This window comes from Streptomyces sp. NPDC042100, assembly GCF_055582325.1.
The window spans coordinates 87,162-107,678 of the sequence record NZ_JBVJDK010000013.1 but is presented as its reverse complement, the minus strand read 5'-3'; the positions used below and the strand labels follow the sequence as shown (position 1 = coordinate 107,678).

The window sequence follows — 20,517 nt, the reverse complement described above, 5'->3', positions numbered from 1 at the left end:
GTCGGAACGCGTGGGTCCTAGTAGACCGGCTTCCCGGGCTCGATCTGGTTGACCCAGCCGATCACGCCGCCGCCGACGTGCACGGCGTCCGCGAAGCCCGCGGCCTTGAGCACGGCGAGGACCTCCGCACTGCGGACGCCCGTCTTGCAGTGCAGGACGATCCGCTTGTCCTGCGGGAGGTCCTGGAGGGCGGTGCCCATCAGGAACTCGTTCTTCGGGATCAGGCGGGCGCCCGGGATCGAGACGATCTCGTACTCGTTCGGCTCGCGGACGTCGATGATGTCGATGTTCTCGCCGTCGTCGATCCACTCCTTGAGCTGCTTGGGAGTGATCGTCGAGCCGAGCGCCGCCTCCTGGGCCTCCTCGGACACGACGCCGCAGAAGGCCTCGTAGTCGATGAGCTCGGTGACGGTCGGGTTCTCGCCGCAGACCGCGCAGTCCGGGTCCTTGCGGACCTTCACCTGGCGGTACTGCATCTCCAGGGCGTCGTAGATCATCAGGCGGCCGACCAGCGGGTCACCCACGCCGGCCAGGACCTTGATGGCCTCGGTGACCTGGATGGAGCCGATGGACGCGCAGAGCACGCCCAGCACGCCGCCCTCGGCGCAGGAGGGGACCATGCCCGGCGGCGGGGGCTCCGGGTAGAGGCAGCGGTAGCAGGGGCCGTACTCGGACCAGAAGACCGAGGCCTGGCCGTCGAAGCGGTAGATCGAGCCCCAGACGTACGGCTTGTTCAGCAGCACGCAGGCGTCGTTGACCAGGTACCGGGTCGCGAAGTTGTCGGTGCCGTCGACGATCAGGTCGTACTGGCCGAAGATGTCCATCACGTTCTCGGCCTCAAGCCGCTCTTCGTGGAGGATCACGTTCACGTACGGGTTGATGCCGAGGACCGAGTCCCGCGCGGACGCGGCCTTGGAGCGGCCGATGTCCGCCTGGCTGTGGATGATCTGGCGCTGCAGGTTCGACTCGTCGACCTCGTCGAACTCCACGATGCCGAGCGTGCCGACGCCGGCCGCGGCCAGGTACATGAGGGCGGGCGAGCCGAGGCCGCCCGCGCCCACACAGAGCACCTTCGCGTTCTTGAGCCGCTTCTGCCCGTCCATCCCGACGTCCGGGATGATCAGGTGGCGGGAGTACCTGCGGACCTCGTCAACGGTGAGCTCGGCAGCCGGCTCGACCAGGGGTGGCAGCGACACGGAGACCTCATCAATACTCTGGTCGGTATTTCACTACGGTGGTGCTGCCGACAACACTGCCACGCCGCTCCTCATTCCGAGACACCCCGTCCGATACGCGAGACAATTTCGTCCCAGTAGCCGGGCAGGGTGTGGAATTGGTCGGTTTGCCCCGGCTGCCCCCGACGGTCGGTGAAGAAGACCGTCGCGGCCCCCTGCCAGCGGGCGATCCGCAGGGCCTCCTCCAGGTGGGTCCGGGGCACCCCGTGGACCAGGTGCACGAACTTCCCCGCCGGGTAGTCCGCCGTCCACTCCGCCACCTGCGACCAGCGGTAGTCCGCCCAGGCCCCGGAGAAGGTGACGAGCTGGTCCGCCGCCTCCGCGTAGCCGGGGTACGGGTGGGTGCCGTGGCCCAGCACCAGATGCGCCTCCCGGCCGCCGCGCTCCCCGTCCAGCAGCGCCTCCAGGGTCGCCGACAGCCGCCGCACCGCCGCGAGGTCGGCCCGGTCGACGGGCGCCCGGTCCAGGTAGAAGCCGTCCGTGCGGTACCAGTCGAGGAAGCGCTGGGCGTCCGAGACGAGCTCCCCGAAGGGCCGGGAGCCGTGCCGCAGGTCGAGGTGGCCGAGCACCCTGCCCCCCGCGTTGCGCAGCTTCCCGGCGGCCTCCAGGCAGTGCGGGTCGGGCCGGGCGCCGGGGCCCTCGGCCACGTTGAGCACGGCCCAGTGGAGCGGGGTGCCCGGCCGGGTGAGCTCGGCCCACTCGACCGGGGCGAGCAGGGGGTGGGCGTAGCCGGGGACGCCCACCCCCATCGCCAGCGCCGTCCCGGTGGCGGCTAGATGCGACACGCCGCCTCCATCCAGATGTCCGCCAGCGACTCCTCCAGGTTGATCCGGGGGCGCCAGCCGAGCCGGTCCCGGGCGGTGCGGACGTCGGCCTGCTGCCAGGGCCCGCAGCCGTCGGGGTACGGGAAGGGGGCGGCGGCGAGCTGCTCGGCGATGGTCTCGGTGCGCGGGGCGCCGATGACCGGGCGCGGCGGCGGCCCGTCCAGCTCGTGCAGGGTGCCCGCGAAGCCGGCGACCCGGGCCAGCACGGCGGCGGCGTCGCGGAGCCGGACCGCGCGGCCGGTGCCGATGTTGACGACGCCCTGGGCGGCGGAGAGCGAGGCGGCGTGGACGGCGCGGGCGACGTCGCGGACGTCCACGAAGTCGCGCTGCACGCCCAGTCCGCTGAGCTTGAGCTCGCCGTCGCCGGCCTGCATGGCGCGGCGCATGGCCTCGGCGAGCCGGCCGAGCGGGGAGCCGGCCGGGGTGCCGGGGCCGACCGGCGAGAAGACCCGCAGGACGACCGCGTCGAGGCCGGAGCCGAGGACGAGTTCGGTGGCGGCCAGCTTGGACACGCCGTACGGGCCGCCGGGGCGGGGCACGGCGTCCTCGGCGGTGGAGGAGCCGGGCTGGCTGGGCCCGTACTCGGAGGCGCAGCCGACCTGGACGAGCCGGGCGCCGCAGCCGCTGCGGCGCAGGGCCTCGCAGACGGTGGCGACGGCGACGGTGTTGTGCCGGGTCAGTTCGCGGGCGCCGCCTCGGGTGGCGCCCGCGCAGTTGACGACGACTCCGGGATGGACGGCGTCGAGGAACCGGGTGAGGGCTCCGGGGCTGCCGGTCGCGAGGTCGAAGCGCACGTCGGCGTCGTCGCCTCGGCCGAGGGCGGTGAGGTGCACCGCCGGGTCGGCGAGCAGCCGGTCGGCGACGAAGCGGCCGATGAATCCGTTGGCTCCGAGGAGCAGCACCCTCATCGTGCGGCCCCTTCGTGCCGACCGGCCGTGGTGCGGGGTTGGCGCGTCATGTCTGTTGGTTCTCCTTGGGGTGGTCCAGGTACGGAGGGCGTGCCCGCGGCGTCGGCTCCGCGGGTGCGCCGGCGGGAGGGGTCAGCGGGCGGTGGCGTGCGCCGAGGCCCGGGAGAGGGCGCTGGTGGCGTGGGCCAGGAGGGCGAGGGCCGCGGCGCCGCACACGACGGCCGGCAGGGCGGCGGGGCCCCAGGTGTCGGCGAGGGAGCGGACCGGCGTTTCGAGGAAGGCGCAGCCCGGCAGGCGGGCGGCGAGGACGAGGGCCAGGGCGAGGGCCAGGGCGGCGCCGGCGGCCGCGAGGGCGTGGCCGGCGGGCTCGGGCAGGCCGTGCGCGGCGAGCAGGCGGGCGAGGAGCAGCAGGGCCCCGAGGGCGAGCGTGCCGGGGTCGAAGCCGGTGAGGGCCAGGAGCCCGGCGAGCAGGGCCAGCGGCGGGGCGAGGGTGGCGAGGAGCAGCGGCCGGGCGCCGGCGGCGAAGGCGTCCAGGCCGCGGCTGGCGGCGAGTCGGCGGCGGGCGCGGACGGCGAAGAGCCGGGCGCACCAGGCGGCGGGGGCGACGGTCAGGGCGAGGGCGAGCGGCGGGCCGGTGTCGAGGAGCCAGGCGCCGTCGGGGCCTTCGGCGGGGGCGCCGGGGGTGACGAGCTGCCAGGCGCCGTCGGGGCCGCCGGAGAGGAGCTGGCCGAGGAGGCCGTCGCCGAGGACCGCGTAGCCGAGCAGCCAGAGGGTCCACAGGGCGGTGGCGGGGGTGGTGCGGGCGGCGGCGCGCAGCGGGCCCCGGCGGACGGCGAGGTGGAGGGCCCCGGCGAGGCCGAGGAAGCCGAGGGTGCCGACGGCGGCGCGGGCCGGGCCGCCGGTGAGGGCGAGGCCGGCGGTGGTGAGGGCGGCGACGGCGCCGGGGGCGCAGGCGGCGAGGGCCCAGGCGGCGGTGGAGCCGGTGGCGGGGCGCTCGGGCGCGGGGCGGGCGGGCGGGGCGTCGCCCCGGGGCACCCGGGCGTACAGCTCCTCGGCGAGCGAGAAGACGTCGCGGTGCCGGTAGCGGGCGGCGGTGCGGTCGGTGACGCCGTGCGCCTCCAGTCCCGCCGCGATCTCCAGGGGGTCGACGGCCCGTTCGCAGAGCGCGCGGTGGCGGTGCATCAGGGCCTTGACCGGGTCGGCGGTGGCGCGCCGGGGGGCGCGGGGGCCGAGCGCCGGGACGGCGGCGGTGGTCGCGGCGGGCCGGTGCGCCGCCTCGGCCGGGGCGGCCGGCGCGGCCGGGACCGTGACCGGGGCGGCGGCCCGGAGCAGGGCCTCGGAGCGGGGGTCCCAGGGGCCCGGGCTGGTGGGTGCGGCGGGGCCGCGCATGGGGGTGCCTCCTTCAGGCATCGGTCTCTCCCGTACCGGCCGAGGCGGTGACCGGCTGGTCCGCCCAGCTGCCCGGCACGTACGCCTCGGCGGGGTGCGCGAAGGGCACGGCCCGGGCGGCGGAGCGGCGTACCGGCGCGTGGGAGAGGAGTTCGAGGTAGATGCCGCGGAACGCGGTGAGGTTCTGTTCGACGGTGAACAGCTCCAGGGCGCGGGCGCGGGCGGCGGCGCCGAGGCGGTGGCGGCGGCCGGGGTCGCGGAGCAGGGCGAGGCAGGCGTCGGCGAGCGCCTTGGGGTTGCGCGGGGGGACGACGAGCCCGGTGCCGCCGATGACCTCGACGACCGCGCCGACGTCGGTGGAGACGGTGGCGCGGGCGCAGAACATGGCTTCGACGAGGCTGACGGGGAAGCCCTCGACGACGCTGGAGAGGACGACGACGGCGCTGGAGGCGTAGGCCTCCTCCAGGGTGGGGGCCTCGGGGCCGCCGAGCTCCTCGAAGGAGACGGGGTTCTCGCCGACGGCGTGGGCTCCGGCGGCCTCGTCGGGGAAGAGCTGTTCGGCGAGGCCGCGGCAGTGCGCGAGGTACGCGGCGGAGCCGGGCTCGCGGCTCGGCGCGGCGATGATCCGCAGCCGCGCGTCGGGCTGGCGGCGGCGCACGTCGGCGAAGGCGTGCAGCAGGGCGACGAGGTCCTTGGCGGGTTCGGCGCGGCCGATCCAGGTGAGGGTGGCGGGATCGCCGCTCTCCTCGTCCTCGCCGGCCTCGGCGAAGCGCTCGGCGGGCATCCCGGGGTGGACGGTGCGGAGTTTGGCGCGGTCGGCGCCGCAGCGTTCCTGCCAGCGGCGGGCGTGGGCGTTGCCGGGGGTGAGCAGGGCGGCCTGGTGGTAGATCTCGGCGGCGAGCCGGCCGTGGAAGGCGGCGAGCAGGGCGCGGACCGGGGTGGCGAGCGCGGTGTCGCCGGCGGCGAGGTAGTGGGCGCGGAGCTGGACGCCGTACTCGGTGACGAGCAGCGGGGTGCCGAAGAAGCGTTTGGCCAGCAGGCCGGGGAGGGCCGCGGCGCCCGCCGAGGCGGCGTGGCAGAGGTCGGCGCCGGCGAGCCCCGGGCCCTCCTCCTCGTACCAGTCGAGGGAGAGCGGGCGCAGCGCGCGCTCCAGCCGGCCGAGGAAGGCGAGCTGGTCGGGGACGGTGGCGGCGGCGAGGCCGCGGCGGGCGCCGGGGGCGCGGCTCGCCGCCTCCAGCGCGCGCAGGGCGGGCTCGGAGCGGAGCACGGCGCGCAGTCCGCCGTGGGCGCGGGCGAGTTCGGCGAGCCCGTAGAGCCCGTCGGCGAACCGCTCGGCGGCCTCGCCTCGGCCGACGCCCGCCCCGGCGGACCCGGCCGCCCCGGCGGACCCGGCCGCCCCGGCGGACCCGGCCGCCCCGGCGGACCCGGCCGCCCCGGCGGACCCGGCCGCTCCAGCGGACCCGCCCGCCCCGGCGGGCGCCGCCCCGGCCCGTCCGGCCCGCGCGCCCCCGCCCGGCGCCCGCTCCGCCGCCCCCTCCGCGCAGAGCCCGGCCGCGAGCTCGCGGAACGCGGCCTCGAAGCGGCGGCGCTCGCGGCGGCCGGGGGCGCGCCCGTCGTCCTCGGGGGTGCCGAGCCAGGCGGTGCGGAGGCCGCGGACGTTGGCCGGCAGGGGCGGGCGGGCCGGGCGGGCGGCGCCGTCCGGGCGGGCGTCGGGGCTGAGGGCGTAGACGTCGAACTCGTGCGGGGCGAGGCCTCGGACGAGGCGCTCGCACCAGAGCCCGGACTCACCCAGGGCATGGGGATAGCCACCCTCCGTGAGCAGTCCGATCCGCATGAGCACACCCCCGTTCTCCCGTGACGCGGCCACCTTTCGGCGCGGTGACCCGCAGCGGGAAAAACGTAAGCGGATACAACGGTGGCGCGATGGACGGTTGTCCATCGCGCCACCGGAAGGGGTGAATGCACGTAACTTTCCCACCCCGGTGGCGTTTCGTGGCGCTACGGGGCCGGGAGGTCACCCTGGGTCAGGCCGCGGCCGGCTCCTCGACGCCGCTCCCGCGCCGCTCGCGGCGCTCGGCGGCGAGCACCGGATCGAGCGAGGGGACGGCCGCCAGGAGCCGCCGGGTGTACGGGTCCCGGGGGCTGCCGTAGACCTCCTCGACGGGGCCCTGTTCGACGATCCGGCCGCCGCGCATGACGGCGACCCGGTCGCTGACCTGGCGCACCACGGACAGGTCGTGGGCGATGAAGACGAGCGCCAGGCCCAGTTCGGCCTGGAGGCCGGCGAGCAGCGCGGTGACCTGGGCCTGGGTGGTGACGTCGAGGGCCGAGACGGGCTCGTCGCAGACAATCAGGCGCGGTTCGGCGGCGAGCGCGCGGGCGATCCCGACGCGCTGGCGCTGGCCGCCGCTGAACTCGTGCGGATAGGCGTCGTGCCGGTCGGGGTCGAGCCCCACCCGGTCGAGCAGCTCGCGGACCCGGGCCCGGATCCGGGTGTCGTCCAGGACGCCCGCCACCCGCAGCGGGTCGGCGATGGACTCGCCCACCGAGCGGCGCGGGTTGAGCGAGGAGACGGGGTCCTGGAAGACCATCTGGAGCTCCCGCCGCAGCGGGCGCAGCTCCTTCTCGGACGCGCCGCCGATCTCCGTACCCCCGTAACGGAGTCCGCCGGACGTCGGGTCGAGGAGCCGGACCAGCATCCGGCCCAGGGTGGTCTTGCCGCTGCCGGACTCGCCGACGACGCCGAGGGTCTCCCCGGCACACACGGTCAGCGAGACGCCGTCGACGGCGGTGACCCGGTCCTTGCCGCGCCCGAACTCCCGCCGCAGGCCGACGGCTTCGAGCAGCACCTCGCCCGGGGCGGCGGCCGGGCGGGTGCGTGCCGGGCCGTCGAGCCGGGGCACGGCGGCGAGGAGTTCGCGGGTGTACGGCCGCGTGGGCGCGCCCAGCACCCGGGCCACCGGGCCGCGTTCGACCTCGCGTCCGGCGCGCATCACGAGCACGTCGTCGACGCTCTCGGCGGCCACGCCGACGTCGTGGGTGACGAGCAGCAGGCCGGTGCCGGTCTCGCGGCGCAGCTCGTGGAGCAGGTCGAGGATCTGGGCCTGGACGGTGACGTCGAGGGCGGTGGTCGGCTCGTCGGCGACGAGGAGCCGGGGCGCGCAGGCGAGGGCCATGGCGATGAGGGCGCGCTGGCGCATCCCGCCGCTGAACTCGTGCGGGCGGGAGCGGGCGCGGCGGGCCGCGTCGGGGATGCCGACCCGGTCGAGCACCTCCACGGCGCGGGCGCGGGCGGCCTTGCGGGTGGCGGGGTGGTGGATCCGGTACACCTCGGCGATCTGGTCGCCGACGGCGTGGTACGGGTCGAGGGCGGAGAGCGGGTCCTGGAAGATCATGGCGGCCACTCCGCCGCGCAGCCTGCGCAGTTCGGCCGGTCCGGCGGTGCCGACGTCGATGCCGCCGACGGTGACGCGGCCGCCGACGGTGGCGCCGGTGCCGTGGTGGAGCCCGAGGAGGGCTCCGGCGACGGTGGACTTGCCGCTGCCGGACTCGCCGACGAGGGCGAGGGCCCGGCCGGGCTCCAGGGTGAAGGACAGCTCGTCCACGGCCCGGACGCCGCCGTCGAACGCGACGCTGAGGCCCTCGACGGTGACGAGCGGGGCGCCGGGCGCGGGGGCGGGGGCTTCGGTGGGGCTCATGTGAGGGCCACCCTTCGGTCGGCGAGGGCGTAGAGGAGGTCGGCGACGACGTTCGCGACGACCACGGCGGCTCCCATGAGGAGCACGACACCCACGACCACGGGCAGGTCGATGTGCCGGACGGAGTCGATCAGGGTCTTGCCGAGGCCGGGGATGCCGAACAGCGACTCGGTGAGGACGGCGCCGCCGAACATGGTGCCGAGGTCGAGGGCGCTGAGCGCGATCACGGGCGGCACGGCGCCGCGCAGGGCGTGCCGGGTGACGACGGCCCGCTCCCCCACGCCGTAGGCGCGGAAGGTGCGGATGTGGTCCTCGGCGAGCGTCTCCAGGGTCGCGCTGCGGGTCATCCGGGCGTATTTGGCGGATTCGAAGAAGCCGAGGGTGAGCCAGGGCAGCAGCATGTTCCAGGCCCACTGCTCGGGGTCCTCGCCGAAGGGCACGTAGCTCGGGAAGGGCAGCCACTGGAGGTAGGCGCAGACCACCATGAGCATCAGCAGGCCCAGGATGAAGACGGGGGTGCCGGTGCCGGCGAGGGTGAGCACGGTGAGGACGCGTTCGGTGAGGCCGCCGCGGCGCAGCGCGGAGAGCAGTCCGGTGCCGACGCCGATGACGAGCCAGATGACCATGGCGCCGAGGGCGAGGGAGGCGGTGGCGGGCAGCCGCTCCAGGAGGAGCCGGGTGACCTGCTGGTCGTTCTGGTACGAGAGGCCGAGGCAGGGCGCGTCGCAGTGGGTGACGCCGGTGCCGGCGGAGTAGTCGCGGCCGGTGACGAGGCCCTGGAGGAAGTGCAGGTACTGCGTGACCACCCCTTCGTTCAGGCCGAGTTGCTCGCGGACCTGGGCGATCTGCTGAGGGTTGCAGCGTTCGCCGCAGGCGAGCCGGGCGGGGTCGCCGGGGAGCAGGTAGAAGAGGCCGTAGACGAGGGCCGAGAGGACGAGCAGGACGAGCGCGGCGCCCGCGAGCCGCTTCAGGAGGTAGCGGGTCATGAGGTCTTCTTCTCCTTGCGGGCCCGCTGGGCGCGGGCGGTGCCCACGGCCAGGCGGCCGGCCTCGCGCGGGTCGAGGGCCGTCCGGACGGCGTCGCCGAGCACGGTGAAGGCGAGCACGGTCGTGAAGAGCAGTCCGGCGGGCAGCAGCACGTACGCCGGGTCGGCGCGGAACCAGGTCTGCGCGGTGGACAGCATCTGCCCCCAGGACGGGGTGGGCGGGGTGACGCCCACGCCGAGGAAGGAGAGCGAGGCCTCGACGACGATGTTGGTGGGGACGAGGATCGCCGCGTAGGTGATGACGGGCGCGGCGAGCGAGGGGACGAGCTCGCGCCGCGCGGTGCGGGCGCGTCCGGAACCGGCCAGGCGCGAGGCGGCGACGAAGTCGAGGCTCTTGAGGGTGAGGGTCTGGGCGCGCACGATCCGGGAGGTGCCGGCCCAGCCGAGCAGGCCGATGACGAGGATGAGCAGCAGCGGGCGGGGGAAGTCGCGGGGCACCACGGCGGTGAGCGCGATGGCCAGGACCAGGAAGGGCAGGGCCACGAACACGTCGGTGACCCGGCTGAGCAGGCCGTCGACCCAGCGGCTGCCGAGTCCGGCGGCGAGGCCGACGAGGACGCCGATGAGGATCTGCACGGCGGTGGCGCCGACGGCGACGAGCAGCGAGATCCGGGCGCCGTAGAGGAGCCGGACGAACAGGTCGCGGCCGGTGCCGGGTTCGACGCCGAGCCAGTGGTCGGCGCTGATCCCGCCGAAGGAGCCGTACGGGACGCCGCCTCGGGCGGAGTCGACGAGGTCGTCGTGGTAGGTGTGCGGGTCCTGGCCGGCGAGGGCGGCGAGCAGCGGGGCGGCGAGGGCGAGGAGGACGAGCAGGGCGAGCACGGCGGCGGCGGCGACGGCGGAGGGCCGGGTCCGCAGCCTGCGCCACACCTGCCGGGCGGCGCCCGTGGCGGGGGTGACCGCCACGGGCGCCGACACGTCGGACGGGGAGCTGAGCGAGGTCACTTGACCGCGACCTGCGAGACGTCGAGGACGCCGGTCCAGTCGCTGATGACGACGTTCTTGACGTCCTTGCCGACCAGGCGCTTGTAGACCGGGTGGAAGAGCGGCACGTCGAGCGCCTGCTCACCGATCTTCTTGTCCAGGGCGCCCCAGCGGACGGCGGCGGCCTTGAGGTCGGTGAGCTTGTTGATCTCGTCGATCTCGGCGTTGACGGCGGGGTCGTTCAGCTGCGCGTGGTTGTAGTTGGAGCCGTTGGCGACGATCTGGCGGCCGTCGAAGATGGGCGCGAGGAACGGGCCGCCGGCGGGCCAGTCGGCGCCCCAGCGGGAGAGGAAGAAGCCGGGGGCGTCCTTGACGCTCCAGCGCTTCTCGTTGAAGGAGTTGGGCTCCTGGCCGTCGAGCTTGACCGTGATGCCGGCCTTGGCGAGGGCCTCCTGGACGGCGGTGGCGACCTCGGGGCTGGTGGCGCGGTTCTGGGCGGTGGAGTGCAGCAGGGTGACGGTCAGGCCGTTCGGGTAGCCGGCCTCCTTGAGGACCTGCTTCGCCTTCTCCGGGTCGCCGGTCTTGCCGGCCGGGAAGTGGTCGTAGGGGGTGAAGCCGAAGGACTTCTGCTCGGGCAGGAAGGTGGTGGCGGCCTCGGCGAGGGCGGAGCCGCCGGCGGCGTTGACGACGCTGGTGCGGTTGACGGCGTAGGAGATCGCCTGGCGCACCTTCGGGTTGTCGAAGGGCTTCACCTTCGGGTTGAAGGCGAGGTAGTTGGTGTAGCCGAAGTGGCCGGTGCCGACGCGGGCGGCGAGCTCCTTGTCGGAGCCGACCTGGGCGAGCTCGGCCGGTCCCAGGTTGGTGTCGGTGGTGACGGCGGCGGCGTCGGGGCCCGCGGAGGTGGAGAGCCGCTGGTTGATGACGGCCTCGTCCAGGCCCGACTTGACGTCGATGGTGTCGGGGTAGGCCTTGCGCTCCTCGTCGGTCTTGGGGTCCCAGTGCGGGTTGCGCTCCAGGACGAGCCGCTGGCCGTCGTTCTCGTTCCTGACGACCTTGTACGGGCCGGAGGAGACCGGGTGCTCCTCGTACTTCGCGCCGGTGTCCTTGGCCTTGGGGACGGGGGCGAACTGGGTCTGGGTGGCGACGAAGGGGAACTCGCCCTCGGGCTTCCTCAGCTTGAAGACGATGGTCTTCGCGTCGGGGGTGACGATCGACGCGAGGCCCTTCTCGTCCTTGTAGGGGCCCTGGTAGGCGTCGCCGCCGACGAGCCAGTCGCGCAGGTAGGGGGCCCCGCCGGAGAGTTCGGCGGCGAAGGAGCGCTCGATGCCGTACTTGATGTCGGCGGTGGTGATGGGCGTGCCGTCCTCGAACTTCAGCCCGTCCTTGAGGGTGTACGTCCACTCGGTGGCGTCCTTGTTGGGGCGCCCGGTGTCGGTGGCGAGGTCGGGGACGACCTGGGCGCCGGCGGCGCCCGCCTCGCGGTTGCGGGTGGTGAGGGTGCGGAAGACGAGGGAGGGGATGTTGCCGCCGCCGCTGGTGTAGAGGCGGGCGGGGTCGAAGTCCTCCTGCGCCTCGGCGTTCAGGACGGTGAGGGTGCCGCCCTTCTGGGGGCCGCCCGCGGTCGAGCCGGAGGCGCCGTTGCCCGTCCGAGGGCCGCCGGCGTCCTGCGGTCCGGCGCAGGCGGCGGCGCCCGTGGCCAGGACGAGACTGACGGCGACCGCTGCCGAGCGGCGCGAGATGACGGACGGTTGACGCATGGGAAGGAGACCTCTCGAAGGGTGCTGCGGTGAACTGCCGCGGAGGGCAAGGGATGTCCGCGGGCACGGCACAGCCGTCGCCGAGAGAGGTCTCGGGGAAGGGGAACGCGCGCCTGCGGGACGTGGACGGCCCGGGCGCGGGAGAAGGGGACGGCTTCGCGGGAGAGCGAGGAAGGCCGACGAGCGCGCGGGCTGCGTCAGCTACAGAGGATGTCGGCGACCGCGTGTCCGGTCACGCCGAAGAGCGCCAGCTCAAGGGCGGCGCGATCGGAGACGGCGTGGCGGGGCGACATGCCGAGAAATATGGACGAACGCCTGATCGATGTCAACGCGCATCCGGGTATTTATGAGACACCCGTCCCACATTCCGGACACCCCTCGCGGTGCCCGTCCCGATGCTCCGTCAACTCCCCGGGTGGACCCACGGGTTGGGACGGCACTTGATGCCGTCGATGTCCAGGGACTTCGTCTGCTGCTGCATCACGGGCGCCAGCGCGCCCGGCGTGCGGCAGCTCACATGGCTGTGCCCGAGCCGGTGCCCGACCTCGTGGTTGATGAGCATCTGGCGGTACGCGTGCATCGCCTTCGGCCCGAAGGTCGCCGAGCCCCGCGCCCACCGGAAGGCGTTGATCATCACCCGCTGGGTGGAGGCGGAGTCGCAGGACACGTTGTCGATGGTGGTGTCCAGACCGGACTTGCGGCACCACTCGCCGGTGGTCCCCGGACTGGCCAGGGTGATGACGAACTCCGGCTCCCCGCTGGAGATCCGCTCGAAGGTCATCTCCCCGTCCCCCGCCCAGCTGCGCCGGTCGTTGAGGGTCCGCTGCACCGCCTGCGCGAACAGCGCCCCGTCGAGGCCGAGGTCCTTCTCCACGTCCACCCGGTAGCGGATCGTGCGCCCCTTGCCGGGCGCCCGGTCGAAGCCGGGCACCGCCTGGAACACCGCCGACCCCTTGAGCTTCGGGTCGATGGGGAACTGCTCCGCCATCAGCTGCTCGTACGTGGGCGCCGCCGACGGCGGAGCGGCCGGCTCCGCCGGGGTGTCCCTCGCGTCCGAGCGGGACGCCTGGTGCGCCGCGTCGGCGCGGTCCGTGGCGTCCTCGGCCGAACGGGACTGCGGCGCCCCGCTCTTCTCGCGCTCGGCGACCTGCCCGGCCACCACGATCGCGAGGACGGTCGTGATCGCGGCGGCGGCGATGCCGGTGAGGGTGCGGCCGAGCCCGCCGGCCCGGACCGCCTGCCGCCCGCGCGCCCGCCCGCCCGGCGCGGCCTGGGCGTCGGCGCGCCCGTCCGGCTCGGGCGCGCCCGGCGCCTCGCGGCGCGGGGCGGGGATGTACGGGGCCGCGGGCGCGGCCTGGTGGTACGGATAGCGCGCGGCCGGAGCGGAGCGCTCCGCGTGGTCCGGGTGCCCGCCGCGGACCCCGGTCCCGGCGGCCGGGCCGTACGGGTCCCGGTGGAGCGGGGTGCCGTGCACCGGCGTGTCGAACCCCGCGTGCCCGTCCGCGCCCCGCGCGGGCCCCGGCCCCTCGGCCCGTCTGCGCCGCCCCGTCCCCGGGCCCGGCCCCACGGCCTCGCCCCGGCCGGTGTCGGTCACCGGCGCGGCGGGCCCCTTGCGGCTGTGTCGTCCCACGGTCCGGTTCAGCTCCCGCCCTCGGCCGGAGCCGCTTCGACGTCGTCGGCGATCAGCTCCCGCACCGCGGTGGCCACCGTCTCCGGATACTCCATCATCGCCACGTGCCCGGCGTCCGGGAGCGTGAGCAGCCGCGAGCCCCGGAAGGCGGCGGCGGCCCGGCGCGCCATCCGGTACGAGACGAGCCGGTCGCGCCCGCCGTAGACGAGCAGCGTCGGGGCGAGCACCCGCTCCGCCTGCCGCCACAGCCCGTGCTGGCCGCCGAGCGTGTAGGCGTCGACGATGCCGCGCGAGGAGCGGGCCATCGCGTCCCAGAAGTACGGCAGCTCCAGGCGCCGCTCCATCTCCTCGACCGCGTGCCGGAAGCCCTCGTCGCTGACCCGGCCGGGGTCCCCGTAACAGAGCGACAGCACCCCTCGGACCCGCTGCTCGGCGGTCCAGTCGCGGGAGAGGCGGGCGAACAGCGCGGCGACGCCCGGCAGCGCGATCAGCGCGGTCGGCCAGGCGGTCTTCTGCGCGCGCAGCTCCGGCAGCGCCGGGGAGACCAGCGTCAGGGTGCGCACCAGGTCGGGCCGGACCGCGGCGACCCGGGTGGAGACCGCGCCGCCCAGCGAGTTGCCGATGAGGTGGACCGGGCCCCGGCCGGCGGCGTCCAGGTGCCGGATGACGGCGCGGGCGTGGCCGGTCACGGAGTAGTCGCCGTCGTCCGGCGGCGGCGAGTCGCCGAAACCGGGCAGGTCGAGCGCCTCACCGTCCACGAGGTCGGCGAGCAGCGGCATCATGGCCGACCAGTTCTGCGAGGAGCCGCCGAGCCCGTGCACGTACAGCGCGGGCGGCAGGTCCGGCGCCGTGCCGGGCCGGGCGCGCACGGTCAGGGTGAGCCCGGGCAGCGCGACGGAGCGCAACTCCTCGCCGTCGGCGACCCGCACGGCCCGCGACCGGGTCGCGGGCGATGCGGCGGTCCGGGTTTCCGGCAGCTCGGTCGAGGACATGGCAGTGATATTACGAGACGATCACGCCCGGGCGCGTGTGCGGGGCGTCACAGGATCGGGTGCGGGGCGCCGAAGGAGCTCCTACGCTCGAAGAAGAGGGCTTTCGGCCCCCTGGAAAGAGGGCCGGGGACGCCTTCGGACCTCTTTCCGGAGGGCCGGGGCCCCGCGGACCCCGCTGGTGCCGGAAGGACCGGAAGGACCGGAAGGAACAGCATGACTGCCGACCCGACCGAGCCGGACACATTCGCCGGGAACACCGAGAAAACCGAGAAAGAGGACGTCGTGCTCGACGAGGAGATCCCGGAGGCCGACGCCGCCGAGCAGCACACCGACCTGCAGCAGCGCGAGGACGAGCCGCTGCCGCGTCTGGCCCCCGATTCGGCGAACGACGCCGACGCCGTCGAACAGGCCCGGGTGGTCGCCCTGGACGAGGACGACTACCGCTGACCCGCGCCGGAAAGCCGCCCGGAACGGCGTGGCGACGGGCGGCCCGCCGCCGCCGTGTCCACTTTCCCCGCGTATTCGCCCTCGCCCTGGGCGTCCGGTCCGTGAAATTCTGCGTGCGCGGCGCGCACAGCCGGGTTACCCAAAAGTACGATGGCGGCGCGACGTCACTGCGTGGCATGGATCGATCTTTGGAGGCGGCGTGAGCGCCATCGAGCAGACAGAGGCAGCACGCCCCCGGGGCACGCGCCTGCCGCGCCGTGCCCGACGCAACCAGCTTCTCGGCGCGGCCCAGGAGGTGTTCGTCGCCCAGGGCTACCACTCGGCCGCCATGGACGACATCGCCGAGCGGGCCGGAGTCAGCAAGCCGGTGCTGTACCAGCACTTCCCGGGCAAGCTGGAGCTCTACCTGGCCCTGCTCGACCAGCACTGCGAGTCCCTGCTCCAGTCGGTCCGCACGGCCCTGGCCTCCACCTCGGACAACAAGCTCCGGGTGGCCGCCACCATGGACGCCTACTTCGCGTACGTGGAGGACGAGGGCGGCGCCTTCCGGCTCGTCTTCGAGTCGGACCTCACCAACGAGCCGGCCGTGCGCGAGCGCGTCGACCGGGTGAGCCTGCAGTGCGCCGAGGCGATCTCGGACGTCATCGCCGAGGACACCGGTCTGGCGAAGGACGAGTCGATGCTGCTGGCCGTCGGGCTCGGGGGCGTCTCCCAGGTCGTCGCCCGCTACTGGCTCTCCAGCGAGTCCCCGGTCCCCCGCGACAAGGCGGTGGCGCTGCTGACCTCGCTCGCCTGGCGCGGCATCGCGGGCTTCCCGCTGCACGCGGTGGACGGACAGTTCACCGCCGAGGGCCACTGACGCGGGACCGGACCCCCGCGCTGTTCGCTCCTGGCGTGCGGCGGCGGACCGTCCGCGTCCCCTCACCGGGCTAATGTGTGCAGCGTACGGCGCGCGACGACGCGCACAGCTGAGCGTTCGGAGGGACATAGCCGTGGAGGTCAAGATCGGCGTGCAGAACACGCCGCGGGAGATCGTTCTGGAGAGCGGGCAGTCCGCCGACGAGGTCCAGAGCGCGGTGGCCGACGCGCTCGGCGGCGAGTCGAAGCTGCTCAGCCTGACGGACGAGAAGGGCCGCAAGGTCCTGGTGCCGGCCGACAAGATCGCGTACGTCGAGATCGGCGAGCCCGAGGTGCGCAAGGTGGGCTTCGGCGCGCTCTGAGCGGCGGCTGAGCGACACCCGAGTACGAGGGAAGGCCCGGTGGACCTCGGTCCGCCGGGCCTTTCGCGTTCCCCCGTATGCCCACGTCAGGGGGTGTAAGGAGGATTGTCTTCCGGGTCGGCCGGGTAGGACGGCTGTGACCGAACTGCCCGCCCCGCACCGCACGCGAGGTGATCCGCCGTGTTCCTGGAAGCTCTCGGTTCCGCCCTGCTCGGCTTCGCCCTGGCCTGGGCCGCCGCGCGCCGGCTGCCCGACCGCCTCCCCTCCCGGGGCGCCGTCCTCGGCACGGGCGCGCTCGGCGCCGTGTTCGGCGCCCTGGTGACCCACGGGGCACTGGGCCCCGGCCACTCCCTCGCCACCCTGACCGGCGCGGTCGCGGTGGCGGCGGTGCTGCTGTCGCTGCTGGTGCGCCCGGCCTCACGGCGGCTGCGCCGATCAGCCGCGGCGGGCTGACCGGGGCCGGAGCCCCGGCCCGGGTCCGCGTCCGCGCATACGTCTGCGCATACGTCTACGTCTCCGCCGGGCCCGCGTACGGGCCCTCGGTCAGGCCGCCAGGCCCAGCGCGGCCATCCGCTTGGTGTGCGCCTCGGTGATCCGGGAGAACATCCGGCCGACCTCGGCGAGGTCGAAGCCCGCGGCCATCCCGTCCACGCCGCCGACCAGCATCGTCGACAGCGCGTCGCGCTCGGCCACCACCCGCTGGGCCTGCGAGAGCGCCTCACCCATCAGCCGGCGGGCCCACAGCGCGAGCCGGCCGCCGACGCGGGGGTCGGCGTCGATCGCGGCGCGGACCTTCTCGACGGCGAAGTTGCCGTGGCCCGTGTCGTCGAGCACGGAGAGCACCAGACCACGGGTGTCGGAGTCCAGCCGGACGGCCACCTCGCGGTAGAAGTCGCTCGCGATGGAGTCGCCCACGTACGCCTTGACCAGGCCCTCCAGCCAGTCCGAGGGCGCGGTGAGGCGGTGGAACTCGTCCAGCGGCTTGGCGAAGGGCTCCATCGCGCTGGTCGGCTCGGCGTCCACGGCGGCCAGCCGGTCGCGCAGCCGCTCGAAGTGGTGGAACTCGGCGGAGGCCATCTTCGCCAGCTCCGCCTTGTCCGCGAGACCGGGCGCCAGCTTGGCGTCCTCGGCCAGCCGCTCGAAGGCGGCCAGTTCGCCGTAGGCGAGGGCGCCGAGCAGGTCGATCACGGCGGCCCGGTACTGCGGCACGGCGGAGGCCGTGGCCCAGTCCTGGGCGGCGATACCGGTGGGGGTGGCGTTGTCGGGCGTCTCCATGAAGCGCACAATAGCCCGCCTCCGCCCGCCTCCCGGGCCCCGGCCACCGACTGTGACCGTGGCCTCGTCGGGAATTCTCCCGACACACATGCGCGATTCCGGGGTACAGTGGTAATGCGCCTGCTGAGTATGCGGACATGCTTTCGCACGTTCGGACGTACCCGGTGGGCCGACGCATGAATGAGGATGCCCGGTCGGTGGCCCGATCGGCTCCGGCCCGACAGCCCTTCCGGCGCACCCGCCCGAGGGGTTCCCTCAGCGGCACGACGCTCGAGCGACGGCAGTGGTCCCGCGCCACCCGGTCACGGCCCGACAGGCCGGTCCGGAAGTGATCCGGCACGGTACGACCCCCAGCGTTCGCCTCGCGCCGCGTCTCACAGAAGAGGCAGTTCCCTGACTACGTTCCGAGAACTCGGGATTCTTCCCGAGACCGCCGAGGCCCTGGAAGCCGTCGGCATCGTTTCCCCCTTTCCGATCCAGGAGATGACCCTGCCGGTCGCCCTCTCGGGCACCGACGTCATCGGCCAGGCGAAGACCGGCACGGGCAAGACCCTCGGTTTCGGCCTCCCCATCCTGGAGCGCGTGACGGTCCCCGCGGACGTCGAGGCCGGCCGGGCCAAGCCCGAGCAGCTCACCGACGCCCCGCAGGCGCTCGTCGTCGTCCCCACCCGCGAGCTCTGCCAGCAGGTCACCAACGACCTGCTCACCGCCGGCAAGGTGCGCAACGTGCGCGTCCTCGCCATCTACGGCGGCCGGGCCTACGAGCCCCAGGTCGAGGCGCTGCAGAAGGGCGTCGACGTCATCGTCGGCACCCCCGGCCGCCTGCTCGACCTGGCGGGCCAGCGCAAGCTGGACCTCTCCCACATCAAGGCCCTCGTCCTCGACGAGGCCGACGAGATGCTCGACCTGGGCTTCCTGCCCGACGTCGAGAAGATCATCAACATGCTGCCGAGCGGCCGCCAGACGATGCTGTTCTCGGCCACCATGCCGGGCGCCGTCATCGGCCTCGCCCGCCGCTACATGTCGAAGCCCACGCACATCCGCGCCACCGAGCCGGACGACCAGGGCGCGACCCACAAGAACATCACGCAGCGCGTCTACCGCGCCCACTCCATGGACAAGCCGGAGATGGTCTCGCGCATCCTGCAGGCCCGGGGCCGCGGACTCGCGATGATCTTCTGCCGTACGAAGCGCACGGCGGCCGACATCGCCGAGCAGCTGGAGCGCCGCGGCTTCGCCTCCGGCGCCGTCCACGGCGACCTCGGCCAGGGCGCCCGCGAGCAGGCGCTGCGCGCCTTCCGCAACGGCAAGGTCGACGTCCTCGTCGCCACCGACGTGGCCGCCCGCGGCATCGACGTCGAGGGCGTCACGCACGTCATCAACTACCAGTCCCCCGAGGACGAGAAGACCTACCTGCACCGCATCGGCCGCACCGGCCGCGCGGGCGCGAGCGGTACGGCGATCACGCTGGTCGACTGGGACGACATCCCGCGCTGGCAGCTGATCAACAAGGCGCTCGAACTGGACTTCAACGACCCGGTCGAGACCTACTCCAGCTCCCCGCACCTCTACACCGAGCTGGACATCCCCGAGGGCACCAAGGGCATCCTGCCGCGCGCCGAGCGCACCCGCGCGGGCCTCGACGCCGAGGTCCTGGAGGACCTGGGCGAGCCGGGCGGCCGCCGGGCCCGCGGTCCGCGCCAGGACAAGCAGGAGAAGGCCGAGGAGCGCCCCGCGCGCACCCGCACCCCGCGCCAGCGCCGCCGCACCCGCGCCGGGGAGGCCACCGCCACCCCCGTCGAGACGACGGCCGCCGCACCCGCCGCGCCGGCCGTCGAGGCCGCCGAGGGCGAGGCGCCCGCCGAGGCCACCACGCCGCGCACCCCGCGCCGCCGCCGTCGCACCCGTGCGCCCGGCCAGGCCGGCGTGCCGGTCGCCGGTGCCGCCGCCCCGGTGACGGAGACCCCGGCCGCCGAGGAGCCCCAGGCCGCCGAGGCCGCCACGCAGCCCCAGGCCGTCGAGGTCGCCGCGCAGCCGAAGGCCGTCGAGGTCGCCGCGCAGCCGAAGGCCGAGGCCCCGGTGCGGGCCGCCCGCACCCGGTCGGTCCCGGCGGCGGAGTTCCGCGCCGCCGAGCCGCGTACCGCCGAGCCCCGTAAGGCCGCCGTCCCGGCCGCCGAGGCCGCCGAGGCGCCCGCCGAGACCCGGCCGCGTCGCCGCCGGGCCCGTGGCGGGCGTGCCGAGGGTGCCGCTCCGGCCCCCGCCGCCGCCCCGGTCGAGGCTCCGGCCGTCGCCCCGCGCCGGCGCCGGGTCCGGCGTCCGGCCGAGGACACGGTGACCTTCCAGACGGTCGAGACGGCCGCCGCCGCGCTCGCCGCCGACCGCCGCACCACCTCGGTCCCGGCCCAGCCGGCGCAGCCCGTCGCCGAGCCCGTGGCGCCCGCCGCCGAGGAGCCGAAGGGGACCCGCCGCCGCGTGACCCGCAAGGCCACCGCCTCGGTGGAGACCCCGGTCCCGGCCCAGGCCGCCGAGCCGGTCGTCGCCGAGCCCGTCGCCGCCGCCCCGGTGGCCCAGGCCCCGGCCGTCCCGGCGCAGGCTTCGCCCGCCCCTCGGGCCCGCCGTCGCGCCACCCGGCCGGCCAGCAGCCCGGGCGCGCTGCCCGTCGAGGCCCCCGCGGCTCCCGTCGAGGAGGCCCCGGCCGCCCCCGTCGAGGAGGCCCCGGCCGGCCGCCCGCGCCGCCGGGCGACCCGCAAGGCGTCCAGCCCGGTCACCGCGACCCCGGCGGTCGAGGCCGTCCTGGTCATCGAGAAGCCGAAGGCCACCGAGGCTCCGGCCGCCGAGGCCGCCGTCGTCGAGGCCCCGGCCGTCGTCGAGGCCCCGGCCGCCGAGGCGCCGAAGGTCAAGGCCCCGCGCAAGCGAACCGTCAAGAAGGCCGCCGTGGCCGCCGAGGCTCCGGCCGAGGCGCCCGCCGAGGCCCCGAAGACGCCGCGCAAGCGGACCGTCAAGAAGGCCGTCGCGGCCACCGAGACGCCCGCCGAGGCCCCGGCCGAAGCGCCCGCCGAGGCCCCCAAGGCGCCCCGCAAGCGGACCGTCAAGAAGGCCGTCGCGGCCACCGAGACGCCCGCCGAGGCCCCGGCCGAAGCGCCCGCCGAGGCCCCCAAGGCGCCCCGCAAGCG

18 protein-coding genes are annotated in these 20,517 nt (G+C 75.1%); 5 read left to right on the top strand and 13 right to left on the bottom strand.

Annotation, left to right across the window (positions count from 1 at the left end):
- Nucleotides 1-17: 17 nt before the first annotated feature.
- The 12 genes from moeZ to ACZ6J5_RS27360 form a co-directional block, all read right to left on the bottom strand.
- Nucleotides 18-1,196: an adenylyltransferase/sulfurtransferase MoeZ gene (moeZ, locus tag ACZ6J5_RS27415; RefSeq protein ID WP_469395878.1), complete on the bottom strand. Its 1,179-nt coding sequence runs from the start codon at nucleotides 1,194-1,196 to the stop codon at nucleotides 18-20.
- Nucleotides 1,197-1,267: 71 nt separating this feature from the next.
- Nucleotides 1,268-2,020, bottom strand: a complete 753-nt coding sequence (locus ACZ6J5_RS27410) for a spherulation-specific family 4 protein (protein WP_469395876.1) — start codon at nucleotides 2,018-2,020, stop codon at nucleotides 1,268-1,270.
- Nucleotides 2,008-2,967 (bottom strand): NAD-dependent epimerase/dehydratase family protein, encoded by a 960-nt coding sequence (locus ACZ6J5_RS27405; RefSeq protein WP_046910969.1) that lies wholly within the window; start codon nucleotides 2,965-2,967, stop codon nucleotides 2,008-2,010. Before ACZ6J5_RS27405 ends, ACZ6J5_RS27410 begins: the two co-directional genes overlap by 13 nt.
- Nucleotides 2,968-3,099: 132 nt before the next feature.
- A complete protein-coding gene (locus ACZ6J5_RS27400) occupies nucleotides 3,100-4,356 on the bottom strand; it encodes a hypothetical protein (protein ID WP_469395874.1) in 1,257 nt (418 codons plus the stop codon).
- A gap of 13 nt (nucleotides 4,357-4,369) precedes the next feature.
- Nucleotides 4,370-6,190 carry a DUF3492 domain-containing protein gene (locus tag ACZ6J5_RS27395; RefSeq protein WP_469395872.1) on the bottom strand — a complete coding sequence of 607 codons (1,821 nt, stop codon included), beginning with the start codon at nucleotides 6,188-6,190 and terminating at the stop codon, nucleotides 4,370-4,372.
- Between the two features lie 190 nt (nucleotides 6,191-6,380).
- The gene (locus tag ACZ6J5_RS27390; RefSeq protein ID WP_469395871.1) at nucleotides 6,381-8,054 is read right to left on the bottom strand and encodes a dipeptide ABC transporter ATP-binding protein; all 1,674 of its coding nucleotides are present in this window, start codon (nucleotides 8,052-8,054) and stop codon (nucleotides 6,381-6,383) included.
- Nucleotides 8,051-9,040: an ABC transporter permease gene (locus ACZ6J5_RS27385; protein WP_469395869.1), complete on the bottom strand. Its 990-nt coding sequence runs from the start codon at nucleotides 9,038-9,040 to the stop codon at nucleotides 8,051-8,053. The genes ACZ6J5_RS27390 and ACZ6J5_RS27385 overlap by 4 nt, the downstream gene beginning before the upstream one ends.
- A complete protein-coding gene (locus ACZ6J5_RS27380) occupies nucleotides 9,037-10,044 on the bottom strand; it encodes an ABC transporter permease (RefSeq protein ID WP_469395868.1) in 1,008 nt (335 codons plus the stop codon). Before ACZ6J5_RS27380 ends, ACZ6J5_RS27385 begins: the two co-directional genes overlap by 4 nt.
- A complete protein-coding gene (locus tag ACZ6J5_RS27375) occupies nucleotides 10,041-11,780 on the bottom strand; it encodes an ABC transporter substrate-binding protein (protein WP_469395866.1) in 1,740 nt (579 codons plus the stop codon). Before ACZ6J5_RS27375 ends, ACZ6J5_RS27380 begins: the two co-directional genes overlap by 4 nt.
- Nucleotides 11,781-11,977: 197 nt before the next feature.
- Nucleotides 11,978-12,073 (bottom strand): Ms4533A family Cys-rich leader peptide, encoded by a 96-nt coding sequence (locus tag ACZ6J5_RS27370; protein ID WP_338058652.1) that lies wholly within the window; start codon nucleotides 12,071-12,073, stop codon nucleotides 11,978-11,980.
- 110 nt (nucleotides 12,074-12,183) lie between these two features.
- Nucleotides 12,184-13,410 (bottom strand): DUF3152 domain-containing protein, encoded by a 1,227-nt coding sequence (locus ACZ6J5_RS27365; RefSeq protein ID WP_469395865.1) that lies wholly within the window; start codon nucleotides 13,408-13,410, stop codon nucleotides 12,184-12,186.
- A gap of 8 nt (nucleotides 13,411-13,418) precedes the next feature.
- On the bottom strand, nucleotides 13,419-14,402 hold the full coding sequence (locus ACZ6J5_RS27360; RefSeq protein WP_469395864.1) for an alpha/beta fold hydrolase: 984 nt from the start codon (nucleotides 14,400-14,402) through the stop codon (nucleotides 13,419-13,421).
- 213 nt (nucleotides 14,403-14,615) lie between these two features.
- On the opposite strand from ACZ6J5_RS27360, the gene ACZ6J5_RS27355 reads away from it, so the two are divergent.
- From ACZ6J5_RS27355 to ACZ6J5_RS27340, 4 genes are all read left to right on the top strand, one after another.
- Nucleotides 14,616-14,849 (top strand): hypothetical protein, encoded by a 234-nt coding sequence (locus ACZ6J5_RS27355; RefSeq protein ID WP_469395862.1) that lies wholly within the window; start codon nucleotides 14,616-14,618, stop codon nucleotides 14,847-14,849.
- Nucleotides 14,850-15,048: 199 nt separating this feature from the next.
- The gene (locus ACZ6J5_RS27350; protein ID WP_469395860.1) at nucleotides 15,049-15,708 is read left to right on the top strand and encodes a TetR/AcrR family transcriptional regulator; all 660 of its coding nucleotides are present in this window, start codon (nucleotides 15,049-15,051) and stop codon (nucleotides 15,706-15,708) included.
- A gap of 133 nt (nucleotides 15,709-15,841) precedes the next feature.
- Complete coding sequence (locus ACZ6J5_RS27345) at nucleotides 15,842-16,069, top strand: DUF3107 domain-containing protein (RefSeq protein WP_362474393.1); 228 nt, start codon at nucleotides 15,842-15,844, stop codon at nucleotides 16,067-16,069.
- Nucleotides 16,070-16,249: 180 nt separating this feature from the next.
- Nucleotides 16,250-16,522 carry a hypothetical protein gene (locus tag ACZ6J5_RS27340; protein ID WP_469395859.1) on the top strand — a complete coding sequence of 91 codons (273 nt, stop codon included), beginning with the start codon at nucleotides 16,250-16,252 and terminating at the stop codon, nucleotides 16,520-16,522.
- Between the two features lie 90 nt (nucleotides 16,523-16,612).
- Here ACZ6J5_RS27340 and ACZ6J5_RS27335 read toward each other — a convergent pair whose 3' ends face one another.
- A complete protein-coding gene (locus tag ACZ6J5_RS27335; protein WP_469395857.1) occupies nucleotides 16,613-17,344 on the bottom strand; it encodes a ferritin-like fold-containing protein in 732 nt (243 codons plus the stop codon).
- Between the two features lie 483 nt (nucleotides 17,345-17,827).
- Here ACZ6J5_RS27335 and ACZ6J5_RS27330 point away from each other — a divergent pair.
- Nucleotides 17,828-20,517 (top strand): DEAD/DEAH box helicase (locus ACZ6J5_RS27330; RefSeq protein ID WP_469395855.1); only part of this gene is annotated, 2,690 nt, incomplete at its 3' end.

Bases quoted from the DNA above. Each gene is read 5' to 3' on its own strand.
- ACZ6J5_RS27405 (WP_046910969.1), bottom strand. From the start codon at position 2,967: ATGAGGGTGCTGCTCCTCGGAGCCAACGGATTCATCGGCCGCTTCGTC.
- ACZ6J5_RS27400 (WP_469395874.1), bottom strand. From the start codon at position 4,356: ATGCGCGGCCCCGCCGCACCCACCAGCCCGGGCCCCTGGGACCCCCGC.
- ACZ6J5_RS27395 (WP_469395872.1), bottom strand. From the start codon at position 6,190: ATGCGGATCGGACTGCTCACGGAGGGTGGCTATCCCCATGCCCTGGGT.
- ACZ6J5_RS27390 (WP_469395871.1), bottom strand. From the start codon at position 8,054: ATGAGCCCCACCGAAGCCCCCGCCCCCGCGCCCGGCGCCCCGCTCGTC.
- ACZ6J5_RS27385 (WP_469395869.1), bottom strand. From the start codon at position 9,040: ATGACCCGCTACCTCCTGAAGCGGCTCGCGGGCGCCGCGCTCGTCCTG.
- ACZ6J5_RS27375 (WP_469395866.1), bottom strand. From the start codon at position 11,780: ATGCGTCAACCGTCCGTCATCTCGCGCCGCTCGGCAGCGGTCGCCGTC.
- ACZ6J5_RS27370 (WP_338058652.1), bottom strand. From the start codon at position 12,073: ATGTCGCCCCGCCACGCCGTCTCCGATCGCGCCGCCCTTGAGCTGGCG.
- ACZ6J5_RS27360 (WP_469395864.1), bottom strand. From the start codon at position 14,402: ATGTCCTCGACCGAGCTGCCGGAAACCCGGACCGCCGCATCGCCCGCG.
- ACZ6J5_RS27355 (WP_469395862.1), top strand. From the start codon at position 14,616: ATGACTGCCGACCCGACCGAGCCGGACACATTCGCCGGGAACACCGAG.
- ACZ6J5_RS27335 (WP_469395857.1), bottom strand. From the start codon at position 17,344: ATGGAGACGCCCGACAACGCCACCCCCACCGGTATCGCCGCCCAGGAC.